This is a genomic window from Hyphobacterium marinum, assembly GCF_036330325.1.
GTDB classification, from domain to species: Bacteria; Pseudomonadota; Alphaproteobacteria; order Caulobacterales; family Maricaulaceae; genus Hyphobacterium; species Hyphobacterium marinum.
Map to the genome: position 1 here is coordinate 12,208 of NZ_JAZDRO010000004.1, position 18,709 is coordinate 30,916.

Annotated in this window: 19 protein-coding genes; 16 read left to right on the forward strand and 3 right to left on the reverse strand. The window is 64.6% G+C overall.

What is annotated here, in order from left to right; translation table 11 throughout:
• Window positions 1–104 precede the first annotated feature (104 nt).
• Window positions 105–1,001 (reverse strand): DUF3667 domain-containing protein, encoded by an 897-nt coding sequence (locus tag V0U35_RS09725; RefSeq protein WP_330196515.1) that lies wholly within the window; start codon window positions 999–1,001, stop codon window positions 105–107.
• Between the two features lie 225 nt (window positions 1,002–1,226).
• On the reverse strand, window positions 1,227–1,598 hold the full coding sequence (locus V0U35_RS09730; protein WP_330196516.1) for a VOC family protein: 372 nt from the start codon (window positions 1,596–1,598) through the stop codon (window positions 1,227–1,229).
• A gap of 196 nt (window positions 1,599–1,794) precedes the next feature.
• Between V0U35_RS09730 and V0U35_RS09735 the strand changes: the two genes are divergently transcribed.
• From V0U35_RS09735 to V0U35_RS09810, 16 genes are all read left to right on the forward strand, one after another.
• Window positions 1,795–2,649 carry a thymidylate synthase gene (locus V0U35_RS09735; RefSeq protein ID WP_330196517.1) on the forward strand — a complete coding sequence of 285 codons (855 nt, stop codon included), beginning with the start codon at window positions 1,795–1,797 and terminating at the stop codon, window positions 2,647–2,649.
• On the forward strand, window positions 2,646–3,182 hold the full coding sequence (locus V0U35_RS09740; protein WP_330196518.1) for a dihydrofolate reductase: 537 nt from the start codon (window positions 2,646–2,648) through the stop codon (window positions 3,180–3,182). Before V0U35_RS09735 ends, V0U35_RS09740 begins: the two co-directional genes overlap by 4 nt.
• Before the next feature lie 96 nt (window positions 3,183–3,278).
• Window positions 3,279–4,445: an FtsH protease activity modulator HflK gene (gene hflK / locus V0U35_RS09745; RefSeq protein ID WP_330196519.1), complete on the forward strand. Its 1,167-nt coding sequence runs from the start codon at window positions 3,279–3,281 to the stop codon at window positions 4,443–4,445.
• Complete coding sequence (hflC, locus tag V0U35_RS09750) at window positions 4,442–5,329, forward strand: protease modulator HflC (RefSeq protein WP_330196520.1); 888 nt, start codon at window positions 4,442–4,444, stop codon at window positions 5,327–5,329. The genes hflK and hflC overlap by 4 nt, the downstream gene beginning before the upstream one ends.
• A gap of 128 nt (window positions 5,330–5,457) precedes the next feature.
• Window positions 5,458–6,837, forward strand: coding sequence for a Do family serine endopeptidase (locus V0U35_RS09755; RefSeq protein ID WP_330196521.1), 1,380 nt, complete (start codon window positions 5,458–5,460; stop codon window positions 6,835–6,837).
• Complete coding sequence (gene miaA / locus V0U35_RS09760; RefSeq protein WP_330196522.1) at window positions 6,834–7,766, forward strand: tRNA (adenosine(37)-N6)-dimethylallyltransferase MiaA; 933 nt, start codon at window positions 6,834–6,836, stop codon at window positions 7,764–7,766. Before V0U35_RS09755 ends, miaA begins: the two co-directional genes overlap by 4 nt.
• A gap of 13 nt (window positions 7,767–7,779) precedes the next feature.
• A complete protein-coding gene (locus V0U35_RS09765) occupies window positions 7,780–8,256 on the forward strand; it encodes a YybH family protein (protein WP_330196523.1) in 477 nt (158 codons plus the stop codon).
• Window positions 8,253–9,227 carry a ketol-acid reductoisomerase gene (gene ilvC, locus V0U35_RS09770; protein WP_330196524.1) on the forward strand — a complete coding sequence of 325 codons (975 nt, stop codon included), beginning with the start codon at window positions 8,253–8,255 and terminating at the stop codon, window positions 9,225–9,227. The genes V0U35_RS09765 and ilvC overlap by 4 nt, the downstream gene beginning before the upstream one ends.
• A gap of 80 nt (window positions 9,228–9,307) precedes the next feature.
• Complete coding sequence (locus tag V0U35_RS09775; protein ID WP_330196525.1) at window positions 9,308–9,814, forward strand: hypothetical protein; 507 nt, start codon at window positions 9,308–9,310, stop codon at window positions 9,812–9,814.
• 42 nt (window positions 9,815–9,856) lie between these two features.
• Window positions 9,857–10,570, forward strand: a complete 714-nt coding sequence (locus V0U35_RS09780; RefSeq protein ID WP_330196526.1) for a TVP38/TMEM64 family protein — start codon at window positions 9,857–9,859, stop codon at window positions 10,568–10,570.
• 117 nt (window positions 10,571–10,687) lie between these two features.
• A complete protein-coding gene (locus V0U35_RS09785; RefSeq protein ID WP_330196527.1) occupies window positions 10,688–11,728 on the forward strand; it encodes a rod shape-determining protein in 1,041 nt (346 codons plus the stop codon).
• Between the two features lie 33 nt (window positions 11,729–11,761).
• On the forward strand, window positions 11,762–12,721 hold the full coding sequence (gene mreC / locus V0U35_RS09790) for a rod shape-determining protein MreC (protein WP_330196528.1): 960 nt from the start codon (window positions 11,762–11,764) through the stop codon (window positions 12,719–12,721).
• Window positions 12,718–13,230 (forward strand): rod shape-determining protein MreD, encoded by a 513-nt coding sequence (locus V0U35_RS09795; protein ID WP_330196529.1) that lies wholly within the window; start codon window positions 12,718–12,720, stop codon window positions 13,228–13,230. The genes mreC and V0U35_RS09795 overlap by 4 nt, the downstream gene beginning before the upstream one ends.
• 7 nt (window positions 13,231–13,237) lie before the next feature.
• Window positions 13,238–15,097, forward strand: coding sequence for a penicillin-binding protein 2 (gene mrdA, locus V0U35_RS09800; RefSeq protein WP_330196530.1), 1,860 nt, complete (start codon window positions 13,238–13,240; stop codon window positions 15,095–15,097).
• Window positions 15,097–16,242: a rod shape-determining protein RodA gene (gene rodA / locus V0U35_RS09805; RefSeq protein WP_330196531.1), complete on the forward strand. Its 1,146-nt coding sequence runs from the start codon at window positions 15,097–15,099 to the stop codon at window positions 16,240–16,242. The genes mrdA and rodA overlap by 1 nt, the downstream gene beginning before the upstream one ends.
• Before the next feature lie 112 nt (window positions 16,243–16,354).
• A complete protein-coding gene (locus V0U35_RS09810) occupies window positions 16,355–17,722 on the forward strand; it encodes a sodium-dependent transporter (RefSeq protein ID WP_330196532.1) in 1,368 nt (455 codons plus the stop codon).
• On the opposite strand, the gene pip is transcribed toward V0U35_RS09810, so the two are convergent.
• The gene (gene pip, locus V0U35_RS09815) at window positions 17,719–18,690 is read right to left on the reverse strand and encodes a prolyl aminopeptidase (RefSeq protein ID WP_330196533.1); all 972 of its coding nucleotides are present in this window, start codon (window positions 18,688–18,690) and stop codon (window positions 17,719–17,721) included. The genes V0U35_RS09810 and pip overlap by 4 nt on opposite strands.
• Between the last annotated feature and the right edge of the window lie 19 nt (window positions 18,691–18,709).

Sequence of the window (18,709 nt, forward strand, 5' to 3'; positions counted from 1 at the left end):
CCGGGAATTCAAGAGTGTGTTTTGTCCGAACAGGAATGCGCAGGGCCCTCTGACTGGATCAGAAGGCCCGGCTTGCCCCGGTTCTTCCGGGCGAGGCGAGGGGGTTACAACGTTGCCACGAGGATCAGGGCGGTGACGACCAGGATGGTGGTTGCCGAATAGACCACCAGGATGACCAGAGAACGCAACACAGCTCCGATCCAGCTCGATCCGTAAAACCCGCGGTCGAACAGCGTGTAGGCCGACAGTGACGCCAGAGACGCAGCCGCGATCAGTCCGAGGGCTAGACCGGTCGGCAAATCGAGCCAGACCGCGATGATCAGGAGGAAGCCTGCCACCGGCAGGAAGGCCGCGTGATAATAGAGTGCGTGGATGACATGGCGGATGACGGCTGTGCGCGGGTGCAGCGCCATGTTCATCAGGATGAAGACGAAGACCATCAGGATCAGCGCCTGATTGGCCGCTGCGGCGGTCTTTTCCTCGGTGCCGCGTGGATCTTCTGCGGCCCGCAATGCGATGCGGATCACGCTCTCCGGATTACCCAGGCCGCGGGCGAGGGCATAGAAGTCCTCCCGCTCCTCGTCCGTCAGATTGAGAGGTTCGCTGGTGCCCGGCGGCTGGAACATGGTCAGGCTGATGCCCGGCCCGGCTTCGCTCATCGACGTGTTGACCGCGATGATCCGCACGCCCGACAGCGTCATTGCCGCGAAAAAGACGAGGCTGACAATGAGGTAGAGCCGGATCGGCGGGGTAAAGCTCTGCCGCTTGCCGTCGGCATAATCGCGCGCCACGCGGCCCGGCCGCGTGTAAAGCTGGCGCAGCGTCGTCAATAGCCGGCCGTCCCACGAGAACAGCCCGTCGAGCGTATCGGTCGCCAGCGTCCAGAAGGGCCGATTGATATCCTCGCGCGACTGCCCGCACTCGGCGCAATACGCGCCGGTCAGGATCGCGCCGCAATTGGCGCAAGTCTGTGATGGCTCCGTCGTTTCGGTGTTCGCCACGCTGTCCCTCCCGGAACCGCCACGCTAGCGCGCCGGACCGGGAGAGGCGAGGGGAGTATTCTTGAAACCCCGGCCGGAGCATTTGCGACGCGCCGGGGCCGTGTGAAACTGGCCAAGGTCCCGGCTCTCGCTAGCTCGGCCGGGATTTCGGTGCTTTGTTGGTTCGCGCCACACGAAACCTGAAACCCCGGGCGCGATAGCGACCCGGGGCCTCAAGAAGGACAACTAGCCCATCGTGAAGACGTTCAGCTTGTTGCCATCCGGGTCGCGGAAATAGCCGGCATAAAAGCCGCTGTCGCCGCGCGGACCGGCCGCGCCTTCGTCTTTTGCGCCGAGGCTGATGGCGAGCGCATAGACCTTGTCGACCTGTTCCTTCGAGTCCGCCTGAAACGCCGCCATGACGCCATTGCCGACCGTGGCGGCCTGGCCGTCGAACGGTTTGGTCGCGGCGATGCCGCACCCGCCGCCGGGCTTGCCCCAGGCGATGAAAGTGTCGAAATCCATCATCCGGCCGACGCCAAATTCGGCGCAGATCTTGTCGTAGAATTCCGCGGCGCTTTTGAGGTCGTTGGTGCCGACCGTCACATATCCAAGCATGTAAATGTTCCCTCTATGTTCCGATCTGGTCACCATAGCCGAACGGCCCCGCGAGGCGAGTCAAATTTTTGTGTCGGCACGATGTAAGGGTGAATTGGCCGTGGAAAACTCGCCCCCCGCCTGAGACCCGTTAACGCGTTCCGGGCCCAGGCGCGTTAGGCTGGCTCCAGCGAATCGGTATGCGGAGCGAATTGCCATGGGCGAGGCAGTACGGATCGAGGATTTCCCGAGAGCGGGCGGACGGGCCTCGGCGGTCGAGACGGCCTATCTCGACCTGCTTGAGGATATCCTCAAGAACGGCACCCCTCAGGAAGACCGCACGGGCGTGGGCACGCTGTCGGTCTTCGGGCGGCAGTTGCGCTGTGACCTCTCCGAAGGCTTTCCGCTTCTGACCACCAAGAAAGTACATTTCCGCTCGATCGCCATCGAGCTGCTCTGGTTTTTACGCGGCGAGACGAATGTGCGCTGGCTGCAGGACCGTGGCGTGACGATCTGGGATGAATGGGCTGACGAAAAAGGCGATCTCGGCCCCGTCTACGGCAAGCAGTGGCGGCGCTGGGAAGGCCCGGACGGCACCGAGGTCGACCAGCTCTCCGATGTCCTGGAACAGATCCGCACCAATCCGGCCTCACGCCGCCTGATCGTGTCGGGCTGGAATCCGCCCGACGTGCCGAACATGGCGCTGCCGCCCTGCCACACGCTCTACCAGTTCAATGTCGCGAACGGCCGGCTCTCCTGCCAGCTTTACCAGCGGTCTGCCGACATGTTCCTCGGCGTGCCGTTCAATATCGCCTCCTATGCGCTCCTGACCTGCATGGTCGCACAAGTTGCCGGGCTCGAGCCGGGTGAATTCATCCACACTTTCGGCGATGCGCACATCTACACCAACCACATGGACCAGGTGCGCGAACAGCTCTCTCGCGAGCCGCGCGCTCTGCCACGCCTGTCGCTCAATCCGGACCGGGCCGACCTCTTCGCCTTCGAGTACGAGGACATCACGGTCGAGGGCTATGACCCGCACCCGGCCATCAAGGCCCCGGTGGCGGTGTGAGTGCAACGGGCCGGGTCAAGGACATCCACATCGCTCTCGTCGCCGCGCGCGGGAAGAATGGCGTCATTGGCCGGGAGGGTGATCTGCCCTGGCGGCTGAAGTCCGACCTCGCCTGGTTCAAGCAGATCACCTTCGGCAAGCCTGTCATCATGGGCCGCAAGACCTGGGACAGCCTGCCGAACAAGCCCCTGCCGGGCCGGGCCAATATCGTGGTGACACGCCAGCAGGGTTTCGTCGCCGACGGCGCTTTGGTCTGTCATTCGCTGGAAGACGCCATCCAGACCGCCCGCCAACGGGCGAAGGAAACCGGCATCGACGAGGTCTCGGTCATCGGCGGAGCGCAGATCTATGCCGAGGCGCTTCCCCTGGCTGACCGGCTCTACCTGACCGAGGTCGATGCCGCGCCGGACGGCGAGGCGGTTTTCCCGGACATCGACGAAGCCGCATGGACGGAAAAGCATCGCGAGGCGCGCGCGGCTGGCGAAGCGGACGACCATGATTTCGTCCTGCGCGTCCTTGAACGCACCGCCTAGCGGGACGCGGACGCGGCGGGTTCCGCTTGAACCTGCGGCCCAAGGCGTCCAAATAGACACCTGAGACGCGAATATCCTTGGAGGACAGCACACCCTATGCCGTGGAACGAGAATAACGGCGGCGGAGGCCCTTGGGGCTCCGGCGGGAATAACAATGGTGACCGCGGAAACAATCCGTGGGGCAATCGCGGCGGTTCGAACCGCCCCGGCGGCGGGGGACAGGAGCCCCCTGACCTCGACGAGCTGATTGCCCGCCTGAACCAGAGCCTCGGCCGCATGTTCGGCGGTGGCGGCGGCAAGCGTGGCGGATCGGGCGCCGGCGGCGGCAAGGGCGGGAATTTCCTGACCGTGCTGGTCGTCTTCCTGATCATCGGTGCCGGCGTGCTGTTCTGGCCGGGCCGCGCGATCTATTCGGTTGGCCCTGAACAGGCCGGTGTCGTGCTGCGCTTTGGCGAATACGAACGCACCACCGCGCCGGGCCTGCACGTGAAACTGCCCTGGCCGATCGAGACGGTCGAACTGCCGGAAGTCACCACGACCAATACGATTTCCATCGGTGCGAACAATCTGGCGGAAAGCCAGATGCTGACGCGCGACGAGAACATCGTCGACATTGCCTTCGAGGTGCAGTGGCGGGTCAATCTGGCCTACGCTGACGGCGTACGCGACTACCTGTTCAACGTTCGCGATCCCGAAGCGACCGTTCGCGCGGTGGCCGAAAGCGCCATGCGCGAAGTCGTCGGTACGTCGGACCTTGTCCCGATCATCACCACGGCGCGGAGCGAGGTGTCGCAACGCACCCGTGACGTCATGCAGGCGACACTCGACGAGTATGACGCCGGTATCCAGATCCTGCAGGTCAACCTGCAGCGTGCCCAGGCCCCGCAAAGCGTCATTGACGCCTTCCGCGATGTCGACGCGGCGGCGCAGGATGCCGAGCGCGCCCGGCTCAACGCCACCGCCCACGCCAACAGCGTGATCCCGGCGGCGCGCGGTGAGGCGGCCAGCATCACCCAGCAGGCCCAGGCCTATCGGGACTCGGTGATTGCCGAAGCCCAGGGTCAGGCCGACCGCTTCGTGGCGATCTACAACGAGTACACCCAGGCTCCGGAGGTCACGCGCCGCCGGATGTTCCTGGAAACCATGGAGCAGGTCCTCGGACGCTCCGAACTCATCATTCTCGACGAACAGGGAGGGGCTGTGCCCTATCTGCCTCTGGATCAACTTGGCCGGAACCGCGCTGCGGCGGGAGGTGACCAATGAGCCGTATTGTCACGATCTTCGGGTTCGTCCTTCTGATCGCAGCCGTGATCGGCCTGTCGATGTCGGTCTTTACCGTGAACGAACGTGAACAGGCCCTGGTCCTGCGCTTTGGTGAACCGGTTGGAGCCGTCAACGAGAACGGCGACGAGGCTGGCCTGCACTTCAAGGTCCCGTTCGTGGACTCCGTGGTCATGTTTGACCGCCGGAATCTCGAATTCGACATGGACCCGGAAGAAATCCAGGCCGCCAACCAGGAGCGCCTCGTCGTTGACGCCTTCCTGCGTTACCGCATCGTCAATCCGCTACGCTTCTATCAGACGGTTCGCAACGAGAATGGCGCGCGCGCCCGTCTCGGCTCGATCATGGATGACAGCCTGCGCGGTGTGATCGGCTCGATCGCCTCCCAGGACGTGATCTCCGGCCAGCGTTCCGCCTTAATGGACCGGGTGCAGGCCGCTGTGGACGCCCAGGTCGCGACCCAGGACCTCGGCATCGACGTCATCGACGTACGGATCCTGCGCGCCGACCTGCCCCAGCAGATTGCCGAACGGGTCTTCCAGCGGATGCGCTCCGAGCGTGAGCAGGAAGCGGCCCGGATCCGCGCTGAAGGTGAACAGGTGGCCCGGGAAATCCGTGCCGCAGCCGACCGTGACGCGACCATCATCCGTGCCGAAGCCCGCGCCGAAGGCGAGCGGCTGCGCGGTGAGGGCGATGCCCGCCGGAACGCCATCTATGCGGAAGCCTATAACCGGGATGCGGAGTTCTTCTCCTTTTACCGCTCGCTGGATGCCTATCGCCTGGCGGTGCGCGAAGGCACCCCGATCGTCATTCCGCCGGATAGCGAATTCTTCCGCTATTTCCGCAATCAGGACGGCGGCGAGTAACCGCTTTGTTGTTGATGGCAATCCGATGACGATTGCGTCAGCGCGGGTTGCCGTTGAAAGCCTGAAGCGGCAAGAGTAAACGGGGCCGGGCAGACATGCCCGGCCCCTTGTTTTATCGGAGTATGCCCATGCGCGTCTTTCTCGCCTTCTTCGCGATCCTTCTGGTCAGCGGAGCGGCCCACGCGCAGCGCTTTCCGTCCGAAGGCTTTGCCGACCTCAATGAGCGGCTCTCGCCCGCGGTCGTGAACATTTCCGCCGCGCAGCGTGTTGGTGGCGAAGCGGGCCTGCCGGCCTTCCCCGAAGGCTCGCCGCTGGAACGGTTCAACCAGCTCTTTGGCGACGACGCGCCGCGCATTGCCAACTCGCTGGGCTCGGGCTTCGTTATCGACCCCGATGGTGTCGTCGTCACCAATAACCACGTCATCGACGAGGCCGACGAGGTCGAGGTCACCTTTCCCGATGGCCGGACCTTCCCGGCCGAAATTGTCGGGCGTGACCCCGCGACCGATCTCGCCGTTCTGCGTATCCAGTCCGACGATCCCTTTCCCCATGTCAGCTTTGGCGATTCCGACGCGGCGCGGGTGGGTGACTGGGTCATTGCTATCGGCAACCCGTTCGGCCTGGGCGGTTCGCTGACGGCGGGCGTCATTTCGGCGCGCGGACGTGATGCCGGTGGTCAATATGACGACTACATCCAGACCGATGTCGCGATTAACACCGGCAATTCCGGTGGCCCGCTCTTCAATCTCGATGGCGAGGTCGTGGGCGTGAACACGCTCATCTATTCGCCGACGGGTGCCAGCGTCGGCATCAGCTTTTCCATTCCGTCCGCCATTGCAGAACCCGTCGTCAGCCAGCTGCTCGAATTCGGCGAAACCCGGCGCGGCTGGCTTGGCGTGAACGTCCGCCCGGTTAACGCCGGCGTCGCCGAGGCACTGGGGCTGGGTAGCCCGCGCGGCGCGGTGATTTCCGCCGTCGATCCGGATGGTCCGGCGGCTGCGGCTGGTATCCAGCAAGGCGATGTCGTCCTGCGCTTCGATGGCCGTCTCGTCCCGGACTCGCGCTCCCTGCCGCGCTTCGTGGCTGAAACCGAGATTGGCCGCCGGGTCGAGATCGTCCTCAATCGCCGGGGCCAGTCCCGCACCGTGACGGCGACCGTCGAGCGATTGGAAGAAGAAGGCGCACCGGCATCCACCCCCCGGACCGCAACCCAGACCCCGGTCAATGGCGGCGAAGTCGCCGGACTGACACTAGCTGTGCTGGATGATGCCTCGCGCCGCCGCTGGCGCGTTCACGCCGATGCCGCGGGTGTGCTGGTGACGGCAGTCGATCCGACCAGCGACGCGGCGGGCAAGGTGCGCGCAGGCGATGTTATCGAGGAAGTGGCTTTCACCCGCGTGGAAACCATCGCCGATGTCCGCCGCCTCGTCGGCGAGGCCAATGGCGAGCCGGTCCTCTTCACGCTCAATCGCGGCGGGCAATTCGTCCTGCAGACGCTGGAGCCGTGAGCGGGCACGCGCGTCCGGTTCTCCTCGTTGGCGGACCGACCGCGTCCGGCAAGACCGCGCTCGCGCTGACCGCGGCACGTGAGCTTGGCGGTGAAATCATCAACGCCGACTCCATGCAGATATACCGGGAAATTCCGATCCTCTCGGCCCAGCCGTCTGTCGACGAGCGCGGTGATATCCCCCATCACCTCTTTGGTGTTCTCCCCGTGGAGGACGCTGGCTCGACCGGCTGGTGGTCGCGCGAAACCGTCCGGCTGATCACCGACATTCGCGGCCGGGGCCGTATTCCGGTCATTGTCGGGGGGACCGGGCTCTATTTCAGCGCGCTGACCGACGGGATCGCCGACATTCCCGAAACCACGTCCGAAGCCCGGGCCGAGGCGGACCGTCTCGAAGAGGCCGGTATGGACGTTCTGCGGGCTGCGGCGGAACGCTACGATCCTGACGCCGCCGCGCGGGCGAAGGGTGATGACCGGGCCCGTCTGCGCCGCATTGTCGAAGTCGGTGTCAGTACCGGCCGCGCGATCTCGGAGTTTCAGGCCGATACGCGCCCCGCGCTGCCCCCCGGTGACTGGACCGGGATCGTCATCGAACCGGACCGCGAAGCCCTCTACGCCCGGATCGACGCCCGCTTCGAAGCCATGCTGTCAGACGGGGCGTGGGAGGAAGCCAAGGCCCTGCAGGGACACAATCGACGGCTCCCGGCGCTCAAGGCTGTCGGCCTGCCCTGGCTTCTGGCCCATCTCGATGGCGAGATCGACGCGGACACGGCGATCGCCCATGCCAAGCGCGACAGCCGCCGCTATGCCAAGCGGCAATACACCTGGTTTCGCAACCAGTGTTCCAATTGGTCACGAATTCGTACGCTTGACGTCAGGAAGGCCGAAGCAGAGTTTCGCGCCCTCAACCGGGGGCCGAATCTGAACTAAGGATACCGATGCCATGACCCGTACGCTTTTTCTTGCCGCCAGCCTTGCCTTTCTCAGCACTCCGGCGGCGTTTTCCGACCCCGCCGATGACGCGCTGGCCGGCGCGATGCAGGCCGACCGCGACTTTGCCGCCATGGCCGCGCGCGATGGACTGGGTGAAGCCTTTCGGCACTACGCTACCAGTGATGCGCGCCTGATCGGACCGAACAGTGACGATATCGTCGGTCCCGACGCGATCGCCGCGGCCCGCCAACTGCCCGAAGGCGCGATCCTGCACTGGGATCCGCGCGGCGGCTATGCCGGCGAGGCGGGCGATTTCGCCGTGACCTATGGCAGCTGGGGCTTCTACCCGGACGGAAACCGTGACGCCGATCCGGCTGCGACCGGTGACTACATCACGGTCTGGCGGCTGGAAAACGGCGAATGGCGTTACGTCCTGGACGGCGGCAATTCTGATACGCCCCAGCCGCCCGCTGCTGACACCGAATGACCCCGATTGGCGATCTCTCCGCGCTTGACGGGCGCAGGATCGCCATCGTCGGCTATGGGAATCATGGCCGCTCGCACGCGCTCAATCTGCGCGATAGCGGGATTGGGAACATCGTCATTGGTCTGCGCGCCGGCTCGCCCTCGATGGAGACGGCGAAGGCTGACGGCTTCGAAGCGGTGACGGTAGCGAAAGCGGCGGCAAGGGCGGACATCGTCTCCATCCTCGCCGCCGACGAAGCCCACGCCTCGATCTGGGCTGACGACATTGCGCCGAACCGGCCCCGGGGCCAGGCGCTCATCTTCTGCCATGGCTATTCGATCCGCTATGGCCTCGTTGAACCGTCGGAGGACGCCGACGTCATCCTCGCGGCCGCCAAGGGGCCGGGCGGCGCGGTGCGGACCGAATACGAGAAGGGCGGCGGGCTGATCGGCTATTGGGCCGTGCATCAGAACCCGTCCGGCGAGGCCGAAGCGATCGCAAAGGCCTATCTCGAAGGCATCGGATCGGGCCGGGTCGGGATATTCGAAACCTCGTTCGAGGAAGAGGCCGTCTCCGACCTCTTCGGCGAGCAGGCGGTCCTCGTCGGCGGCATGGTGGCGCTGGCGAAAGCTTCTTTCGAGCGCCTTACCGCCGCCGGGGTCAGCCCGCGCATGGCTTATATCGATTGCGTGCACGAGTTGAAATATCTCGCCGACCTGATCCAGGCGCGCGGCATTGAAGGCATGTATGAGGCGATATCCGACACCGCCGAGTTTGGCGCGCGCCTGACCGAACCCAACCTGGCCAAGGCCGTGGGACCTGAATTCGAATGCCTGCTGAGCAATATTCGCAGCGGCGACTTCGCCCGCGACTGGAACGCCGAACATGCCGCCGGGGCCCCGCGCATGGCGCAGTGGCGGGAGGCAGGCCGCGCCGAACCGGTCGAAACCGCAGGCCGCGAGCTGAGGTCCCGGCTCAAAAAGCGGACTTGAGCGCGCCGGTGTTGTAGGCTAGGGGCGAGCCTCGTAGGTTGCGGCCGCGCGGCAAAACCCGCGCGAGAGGGATTACCGTCATGGCATTCAAACCGGTCAAGGCACGGCCATATGGCGAGGCCAAAGCCGTCGTCGCCCGCCTGTTCGAGGAAGCCGGAGGGGTGCCGGCCGTCATGGAGATGCTGGAATTGTCACGGACGCGCGTCTATGCGCTCGCCGATCCGGACTCCAGCAATGACATCTCCTATACGCGCGTGGCCAAGCTGACCGAGGCAACCGGTGCCACCGCCGCGGCCAAGGATCTCGCCTTTCTCGCCGGGGGCATTTTCATGCCGCTTGATCGCGATGACGACGACAACTGGCTGACGCTGGCGGGCGAAGCCAGCCGTCGCCACGCCCGCAACATTGCCGCCCTGATGGATTCCTTAAGCGAGACCGAACGTTCACCCGGTGTGATCGACCAGGAAGAGGCCCGCGAAATCCTTGAAGTGCTCGACCAGCAACTCTCCGTGTTGGCGCGGCAACGAGCCAAGCTGGCGCGGATCGCGGCGGGCGAACCCGATACCGCCTCGGAGACCAAGTCCTGACACGGCGGTCCTGCCGACTGGCCCACCGCCCGGAAATCCGTGATGTCGTTTCGTAAATTCATCGACTTCTTCACCCACATGGACGCGCGCGCGCTGCGCGCCAGTCTGATCTCGATCGCGCTCCTGGTCGTCGTCGGCCTGATCTTCGTCTTCGGAAAACTCTTTTTCGGGGCGGATGCGGACGCGCTGGGCGAAATTTTCGACCAGGCGGCGAGCCGCTGGTACGCGCTTCCTGCGACGATCCTGATTTACATACTCCTGTCCTTTGTCGGTGCACCGCAATTCGTGCTGATGGCGGCGACCGTACTGGCTTTCGGGCCGGTCAACGGCTTCATATTCGCGTGGATCGCGACGATGTGCTCGGCCAGCGTCAATTTCTGGATTGCCCGACTCGCCGGGGCAGACGTACTCAAGCGCTTCGGCGGCAACTGGATGAACCGCGCCTCCGAATTCGTTGGGCGTAACGGGCTGCTCGCCAGCGCGCTGGTCCGCATCGTGCCCTCCGGTCCCTATATCGTCGTCAATATGGCCTTCGGTCTGTCTCCGACACCGTATTGGGCCTTTGCGACCGGTACCGGGCTGGGAATCACACCCAAAATTCTGGTCGTGGGTCTGACCGGGCAGGGACTGATCGCCATGATCTCGGGGCAAAGCCTGCTGCTGGCGGGAACATTGGCCTTTGCCTTCGCAGTCTGGCTGGCGATGATGCTGCTGGCGCGCCGCCGTCTGCCGCACACCGACACCGAAGAAGAATAGCCTTGACGCGTGGCTGCAAAGCCGCGCTTGCAATCAAGAGCGCGTCATCGCACAAGGAATATCCTGTTTCATCACGTAGCGCTTGCTCCACTTGGCGCCCAGCTCGTCCGGCCTCCCATGATCAACAGCCTGTTCGGTTTCCTATCCGCTGATATCGCAATCGACCTCGGCACGGCCAACACGCTGGTCTATGTCAAGGGACGCGGCGTGGTCCTGAACGAACCGTCTGTCGTGGCCTACAAGGTCGAGAAGGGACGCAAACACGTCCAGGCCGTTGGTGCGGAAGCGAAAATGATGCTCGGCAAGACACCGGGCAATGTCGAAGCCATCCGCCCGATGCGCGACGGTGTGATTGCCGATTTCGATGTGGCGGAAGAGATGATCCGCTACTTCATCAAGAAGGTGCACAACCGCCAGACCTTTACCTCGCCGCAGGTCGTGATCTGCGTGCCGTCCGGGGCGACGGCGGTGGAACGCCGCGCGATCTATGAGTCCGCGCGCCTGGCCGGTGCCCGCAAGGTCTATCTGATCGACGAACCTATGGCCGCCGCGGTCGGTGCCGGCCTGCCGATCGACGAGCCGACCGGCTCGATGATCGTCGATATTGGCGGCGGCACGACGGAAGTCGCCGTGATGTCGCTCTCGGGCATCGTCTATTCGCGCTCGGTTCGCGTGGGCGGTGACAAGATGGACGAGTCCATCATCAGCTATATCCGCCGGTCGGCGAATTTGTTGATCGGGGAAACCAGCGCGGAACGGATCAAGAAGGAAATCGGCTCGGCCATGCCACCGCTGAAAGGCGAGGGGCTGGCGCTGGATATCAAGGGCCGCGACCTGATGAATGGCGTGCCACGCGAGATTTCCGTGACCGAAGCCATGATCGCCGACGCCCTGTCCGAACCGGTCGAACAGATCGTCGAGGCGGTGAAGCAGGCGCTCGAAGCCACGCCGCCGGAACTCGCCGCCGACATTGTCGACAAGGGTATCGTTCTGACCGGTGGCGGCGCGCTGCTGCGCAATCTCGATTCGGAACTGCGCGAGCGTACCGGACTGCCGGTCAGCCTCGCCGACGAACCGCTCTCCTGCGTCGTGTTCGGATGCGGCAAGGCGATTGAAAACCTTAAGATTTGGCGACCCATATTGTCCGAAGCGGTGTAGTCGGTTCGCACCGCGTGGCGGGAGAACTTCGAATTGGCGCTTCGCAGCCCAGCACGCCGGGATCAGGATGAAGGCGTCCGGTTTTCCCGGACGCTGACCGTCACGCTGTTCGCGGCCTCGATTCTCCTGATCATCTTCGATCGGCCCGAAGTCCGGCCGCCGCAACTGGCGGCCGTCCGGTCGGCTGTCGTCGATGTCGCCGCGCCGGCGCTCGACCTAGCGGCCCGGCCCTTGCGGGGACTTGGCAATATCGGGCCGTACTGGCGCCGGCAGGGTGAACTGGCGCAGGAAAACGAAGAACTTCGTGACCAGTTGAATGAGACGCGCTACTGGCGTGACCTGGCGCTGCGGCTGCGCGACCAGATCGAGATATATGAAGAGGCGCTGGAGCTCGACGTCCCGGCAACTCAGGAACGGGTCGGGGCCTGGACGCTGGCCGATCCGACCGGCCCCTTCGTGCGCTCGCGCATCATCGGAGCCGGAGCCCAGCGCGGCATCGAGGACGGTGACCCCGTGCTCAACGTGTTCGGGCTGGTCGGGCGGGTGGTCGAGACCGGCCAGCGGTCATCGCGCGTGCTTCTGCTGACCGACCTCAACAGCCGGGTCCCTGTCATGGCCGACCGGTCCAATGCCCGCGCGGTGATGGTCGGCAACAACACGAATTTCCCGCGCCTCGATTATGTCGGCCGTGATGCGGACCTGCAGGAAGGCGACCGCATCGTGACGTCGGGCGATGATGGCGTCCTGCCGCGCGGCCTGCCCATCGGCGTGGCCGCGCAGGACCGTGACGGGCAATGGCGCGTGCGGCTGTTTTCAGACCAGGCGGCCGTGGATTTCGTTTGGGTCTTCCCCCACTCGCGCGTTCAGCCCCCTGACGCCGATCCGGTTCTGGACCCCGTTGTGCCGGATGACAGCGCCCCGGACGCCGGTGAAGCCCTGGCTTCCGGCGAGACGTCCGATCCGGTCCAGGCCGCGGCGGAGGGTGACCAATGAGAGCGCCGATTGAACGCCGACCTCCCTATGGCCTGGCAGTCTGGGCGGCCGTGTCGGTCATCCTGTCGCTGATCGTCTACGCATCACCCGCGCACCTCACGCAGGGGCCGGACCTGATGCCGCTCCTGCCGCTGATCGCGATCTATATCTGGTCCTGCCTGCGTCCGCGTTTCATGCCGCCCTTTATCATCTTCCTCATCGGCATCATGCAGGATCTCCTGACCGGTGGACCAATGGGTATCTGGGCACTGGCCTTCCTGACGGCCTTGATGATCCTGCGCGTGAGAAAGGAAGAAGGCGCGACACGCGAACTGGGGCCGATCTGGCTCCGCTTCGTCGGTGTTGTCGCCATTGCCACAATCGTGGCCTGGTGTACCGGCAGTCTGGCCATCGGCGGGCCGGCAGCGGTCCGCCCGATGCTGATTGAGGCGGTCGCCTCGGTCCTGATGTTCCCGCTGATCGGTTTGTTGACCATCCGTAAGCGGACGGCCCGGTCGAGTTTCGGTTGAGACAGTCATGAGGATCGACAAACAGGAACAGGAGACGATCTTCACCCGCCGCGCGCTGTTGCTCGGCGGAGGGGGTGCGGCTGTCTTCCTCGCCCTGGGTGCACGGCTCTACACGCTTCAGGTTCTCGAAAGCGCCCGATACCGGACGCTGTCGGAGAACAACCAGTTCAACTTTCTGCTGACGCCGCCGTCGCGGGGCCGGATCCTCGATCGCAACGGCGCGATCATCGCCGACAACCGCGACAGCTACCGGGTCCTTCTCGTACCTGAACAGGCGGGCGATCTCGAAGCGGCTATCGACCGGCTGGGCGAGGTCGTGCCGATGACGCCGGGAACGCGTACCCGCATTCTCGACGCCGCGCGCCGCGCGCCGGGATTCCGGGCGGTAACGGCTTTCGAGGACCTCGACTGGGAAACCTTTGCAGCGGTCAATCTCAACGCGCCGGATCTTGCCGGCGTGATTCCGGATGTCGCTGAAGTGCGCCGCTATCCGTCCGGCCCGGCCTTTGGTCATTTAATTGGCTATGTCCAGCCCGCCAGCGAGGAAGTCGCGGGTGATGACCCGCTGCTACGCCACCCCGGTTTCCGTATTGGTCGGGCAGGCGTCGAAGTTGCGCGGGACATGGATCTGCGCGGATCGGCCGGGTCGCTCAAGGTTGAAGTCAACGCGCACGGCCGCGTCATTCGCGAATTGCCGGAGCAGTCGGTCCAGCCGACAGCGGGCGAAGACATCCAGATGACCGTCGATGCCGCGGTCCAGAATTTTGCCTATGAGCGCCTCGCCGGGGAAAGCGCCGCGGCCGTCGCCATGGATGTGCGCACCGGCGACGTGCTGGCCCTGTGTTCTGCCCCGGGGTTTGATCCGAACCTCTTCGTCACGGGCATTTCCACCGCCAACTTCCAGGCACTGCAGAACAATGAGCGCCGTCCGCTCTTCAACAAGGCGCTGCAAGGCACTTATCCGCCGGCCTCGACGTTCAAGGCGGTGGTCGCCCTGGCCGGCCTTGAAGCCGGTGTCATCCGGCCGAATGAACGTGTGGTGTGCCGCGGCAGTATCCGGCTGGGCGATCGCGACTTCCATTGTTGGCGGCGCGGCGGACACGGGCCGGTCAATATGCGCGACGCGGTCAAGACCTCGTGTGACGTCTATTTCTACGAGCTGGCCCAGCGCCTTGGTATCGAACGCATCCATGACATGGCGCTGCGTTTCGGGCTGGGGCCGGCACCCGAGCTTGGCGTTCCGGGCGTCCGTGACGGCCTGGTCCCGAATGAACAATGGAAGCGGGCCCGCTTTGGCCAGCCCTGGACGACCGGCGAGACCCTGATCAGTGCGATCGGCCAGGGCTTCATGCTCGCCTCGCCTTTGCAGATGGCGATCATGACCGCCCGGATCGCCAGCGGTCTGCAGGTGTCCCCGCGCCTCTATGCCGACCGGGGTAATCCGGCTCCGCCCTCAATGGGGATTGCCGAGGACCATCTCGCCCTCATTCGCGACGCGCTGCACGCTGTCGTCCATGAGCCAGGCGGGACCTCGCACTATTCCCTGGGCGGGCTCGGCGTTGAGGGTGTCGAGATGGCGGGCAAGACCGGCTCGTCACAGGTCTATTCCATTACGGCGGCCGAACGCGCGGCCGGGGTCCGCAGCCAGGACGACCTGCCCTGGCGATTGCGTGACCACGGCATGTTCGTCTGCTACGCGCCGCACGACAGGCCGCGCTATGCGGTTGCCACCGTGGTCGAACACGGTGGCGGCGGCTCACGGGCCGCGGCCCGTCCGGCGCGGGATATCCTGCGCTTCATCATCGAGCGCGATCCTTCGCGTGCCGGTCCCTATGTCCAGGCCCCGGCCAGCACGGAGGCAGGCTGATGGCCGTCTTTCGCGATGCGGTTCCGCGCGGCTTTCGCGCCAAGCTTTATGAGCTGAACTGGGCGCTGGTCCTGTTGCTGGTCCTGCTCGGCTGTGCCGGCATCGGCATGCTTTATTCGGTCGGGGAAGGGTCTTGGGATCCCTGGGCCATCCGCCACGCGACGCGGTTTGCCCTCGGCATGTCGATGATGCTGGTCGTGGCCCTGTTCCCGCCGCGCTTCTGGATGGGTATGGCCTATCCGATCTATCTGGGCGCGCTGGGCCTGCTTGTTGGCGTCGAGCTGTTCGGCCTGACCATCCAGGGCGCGCAGCGCTGGATCGATATCGGCCCGATCCGGATGCAGCCGTCGGAAATCATGAAGGTGGCCGTGGTTTTGGCCCTGGCGCGCTTCTACCACGACCTCCCGGCCGACAAGGTCAACGGCCCGTTCGGACTGCTGACCCCGCTCTTCCTCATTGGCGCACCGGCCGCGCTGATCCTGCACCAGCCGGACCTGGGGACCACAGTTCTCCTGGTCGCCAGCGGCGCGGTGATCGTGTTCCTCTCGGGCCTCAGCTGGAAGATCATCGCCGCCGGGGCCGGGGCTGCCGCTGTCGGTATCCCGCTCTTCCTGCGCTTTGGCCTGGAGGACTATCAGCGCGCCCGGATCATGACCTTCCTGAACCCGGAGGCCGATCCGATGGGGGCCGGTTATCACATTCTCCAGTCCAAGATCGCGCTGGGATCGGGCGGCTTTACCGGGCGGGGCTATATGGAAGGCACCCAGTCCCATCTGAACTATCTTCCAGAGAAACAGACCGACTTCATTTTCACGATGCTGGGCGAGGAATTCGGCTTCGTCGGCGGTATTGTCATCCTCCTGATCTACGCCCTGGTGCTGGCCAATGCGGTGGCGATTGCGACATCCTGCAAGTCGAAATTTCTGCGCCTGACCGTGATGGGCATCGCCACCACTTTCGCGCTCTATGTCTTCATCAATACCGGCATGGTCACCGGCATGTTGCCAGTCGTCGGCGTGCCCCTGCCGCTGATTTCCTATGGTGGGACCGTGATGATGACCGTGCTGTTCGGCTTCGGCCTGATTTTGGGGGCACACATCCACCGCCATGCCGAACCGCCGCAAGGGGCGGGCCTTTTCGGCTAGGAAAACTGCATCACACCCCTGTCAGGCCGCTTGACCGTTTCATGACGATAGGGAAGGGTCAGCCCCCGAAAAGTCCGGCGCACACAGGCCCGGACGCCTTGGGGAGAAATTCATGGCAGTGGCACCTTCGACCGGCCAGTCCGGCTGGTCTTCACATTTCGGTTTCCTGATGGCCGCAATCGGCTCATCGGTCGGCCTGGGGAATTTCTGGCGATTTCCGTACACGGCCGGGGAGAACGGTGGCGCGGCCTTCGTCCTCGTCTATGTGATCTGCATTATCCTGATCGGCTTTCCGCTTCTGATGTCCGAGCTGTCGGTCGGTCGCCACGCCAAGCTCTCCGCTGTCGGCTCGGTCCGCAAGATCGCGCTTGACAACGGCTCGTCCGGGGCCTGGTCCATCGTCGGCTGGGTCGGCCTCGTCGGGGGGATGTTCATCCTCTGCTTCTATTCGGTCGTGGCTGGCTGGGTGACCGCCTATATCACCAAGATGGCCACCGGTGAGTTCGTGGGGCAGACCCCGCAGCAAATCGCCGATGGTTTTGAAGCCTTTACCGCCGATCCCTACACCGTCATCGCTTGGCATTCCGCCTTCATGGTGCTGACCATCGCAATCGTGGCCCGCGGCGTGACCGGCGGCATCGAGAAAGTGGCCTCCTTCCTGATGCCGCTCTTCTTCATCATGCTGCTGGGTCTGGTTGGTTACGCCATTTACGCCGGGGATCCGGGTGCCGCGGTGACCTATCTGTTCTCGGTCGATGTCAACGAGATCCGGCCCAGCATGGTGCTCGCCGCCGTCGGCCAGGCCTTCTTCTCGATCGGGCTGGGCTCGGCGATCATGATCACCTACGGCTCATACCTGTCGCGCAAGGAAAACATCGCCCAGTCTGCCGGCATCATCAGCTTTGCAGACACGTTCGTCGCGATCATCGCCGGCATGGCGATCTTCCCCTTCGTCTTCGCGTTCACGGCCCTGGAGCCGAATGCCGGTCCGGCACTCTTCTTCCAGGCGCTTCCGGCGGCGTTCGAAGCGATGCCGGCGGGGCATATCGTGGGCGCGGCCTTCTTCTTCCTCGCGCTGATCGCGGCGATCACATCGTCCATCTCGCTTCTGCAGGCCGTTGTGGCCTGGGCGGAAGAGCACACAGATCTTGGCCGGGGCATGATCGCGGTCGTCTTCGGCGGCCTGATCTGGCTTGTCGGGGTCGGTGCGGCTTTCTCGGCGCAGTATTTCGATTTCCTCGACTTCATCTCGGGCAGTATCGCCCTGCCGCTCGCCGGCCTTCTGATGGCGGTCTTCATCGGCTGGATCGTCAACAAGCAGCTGATGGCTGACGAGTTGACCCATGCATCCAAGCCCATGTTTGGCTTCTGGCGTTTTTCCATGCGCTTCATCGCCCCGGTCGCGCTGACCGTGGTTCTGGTGCTCGGCCTGGATGATCGCTTCGGCTGGGGACTTTCCGCGCTGCTGTTCGGCGGCTAGCGGAACTGATCGGCAAAGGCGTCGGCGGCGCGAATAATCGCGTCGGCGACGCCAGGCTCGCCTGCTGAATGCCCGGCATCGGGGACGAACTCGAACCGGGCCTTCGGCCAGGCCTTGGACAGCGCCCAGGCGGTCCGGGCCGGCGTAATCACGTCATAGCGTCCCTGGATGATGACACCGGGCAAGTGATTGTACCGATCCGCATCCAGCAGCAGTTCCGCGTCGCGCTCGAAGAAGCAGTTGTTGACGAAGTAGTGCGTCTCGATCCGCGAAATGGCGTCATTGCGCGGGCCGGTCGCGACAGGCCCACCATCGGGCAACAGCGCGATCAGCGAGGATTCCCAAGCGGCCCAGGCGTCGGCATCGTCCCGCCGCGCCGCGGGGTCAGGGTTGAGCAGGCGTTGATGATAGGCGGCCAGCACGTCCTCGCGCTCTTGGCTTGAAAGTCTTTCGGTCAGCGCATCCCAGGCATCGGGGAAGAGGGCGTTGGCTCCCGCGCGGTAAAACCAGTCGAGCTCGGCCTGCGATCCCAGGAAGACACCCCGCAGGATCAGGCCCGGCACCCGATCTGGATGGGCACGGGCATAGGCGAGCGCCAAGGTCGACCCCCAGGACCCGCCATAGACCACCCATTTGTCGATACCGCGCGCCTCGCGAATCCGTTCGATATCGGCAACGAGATGCTGCGTCGTATTGGCCTCAAGCTGACTGTGCGGGGTTGACCGGCCGCACCCGCGCTGGTCGAACAGCACGGTCTTGTAGCGGTCCGGGTCGAAGAAACGCCGCATCAGGGGTGAGGAACCGCCGCCCGGTCCGCCGTGCAGCGCAAGCGCGGGCAAACCGTCGGCATTGCCGCATTCCTCGACGTAAAGACGGTGTCCATCTCCCACGTCCAGCATGGTCGTGAAGTGCGGGGAGAGGGGTGGGTAAAGCGGCTTGCGCGCCGGCTGGTCGTGCGGGCTGATCATGACGGGTGGAACGCCTCAT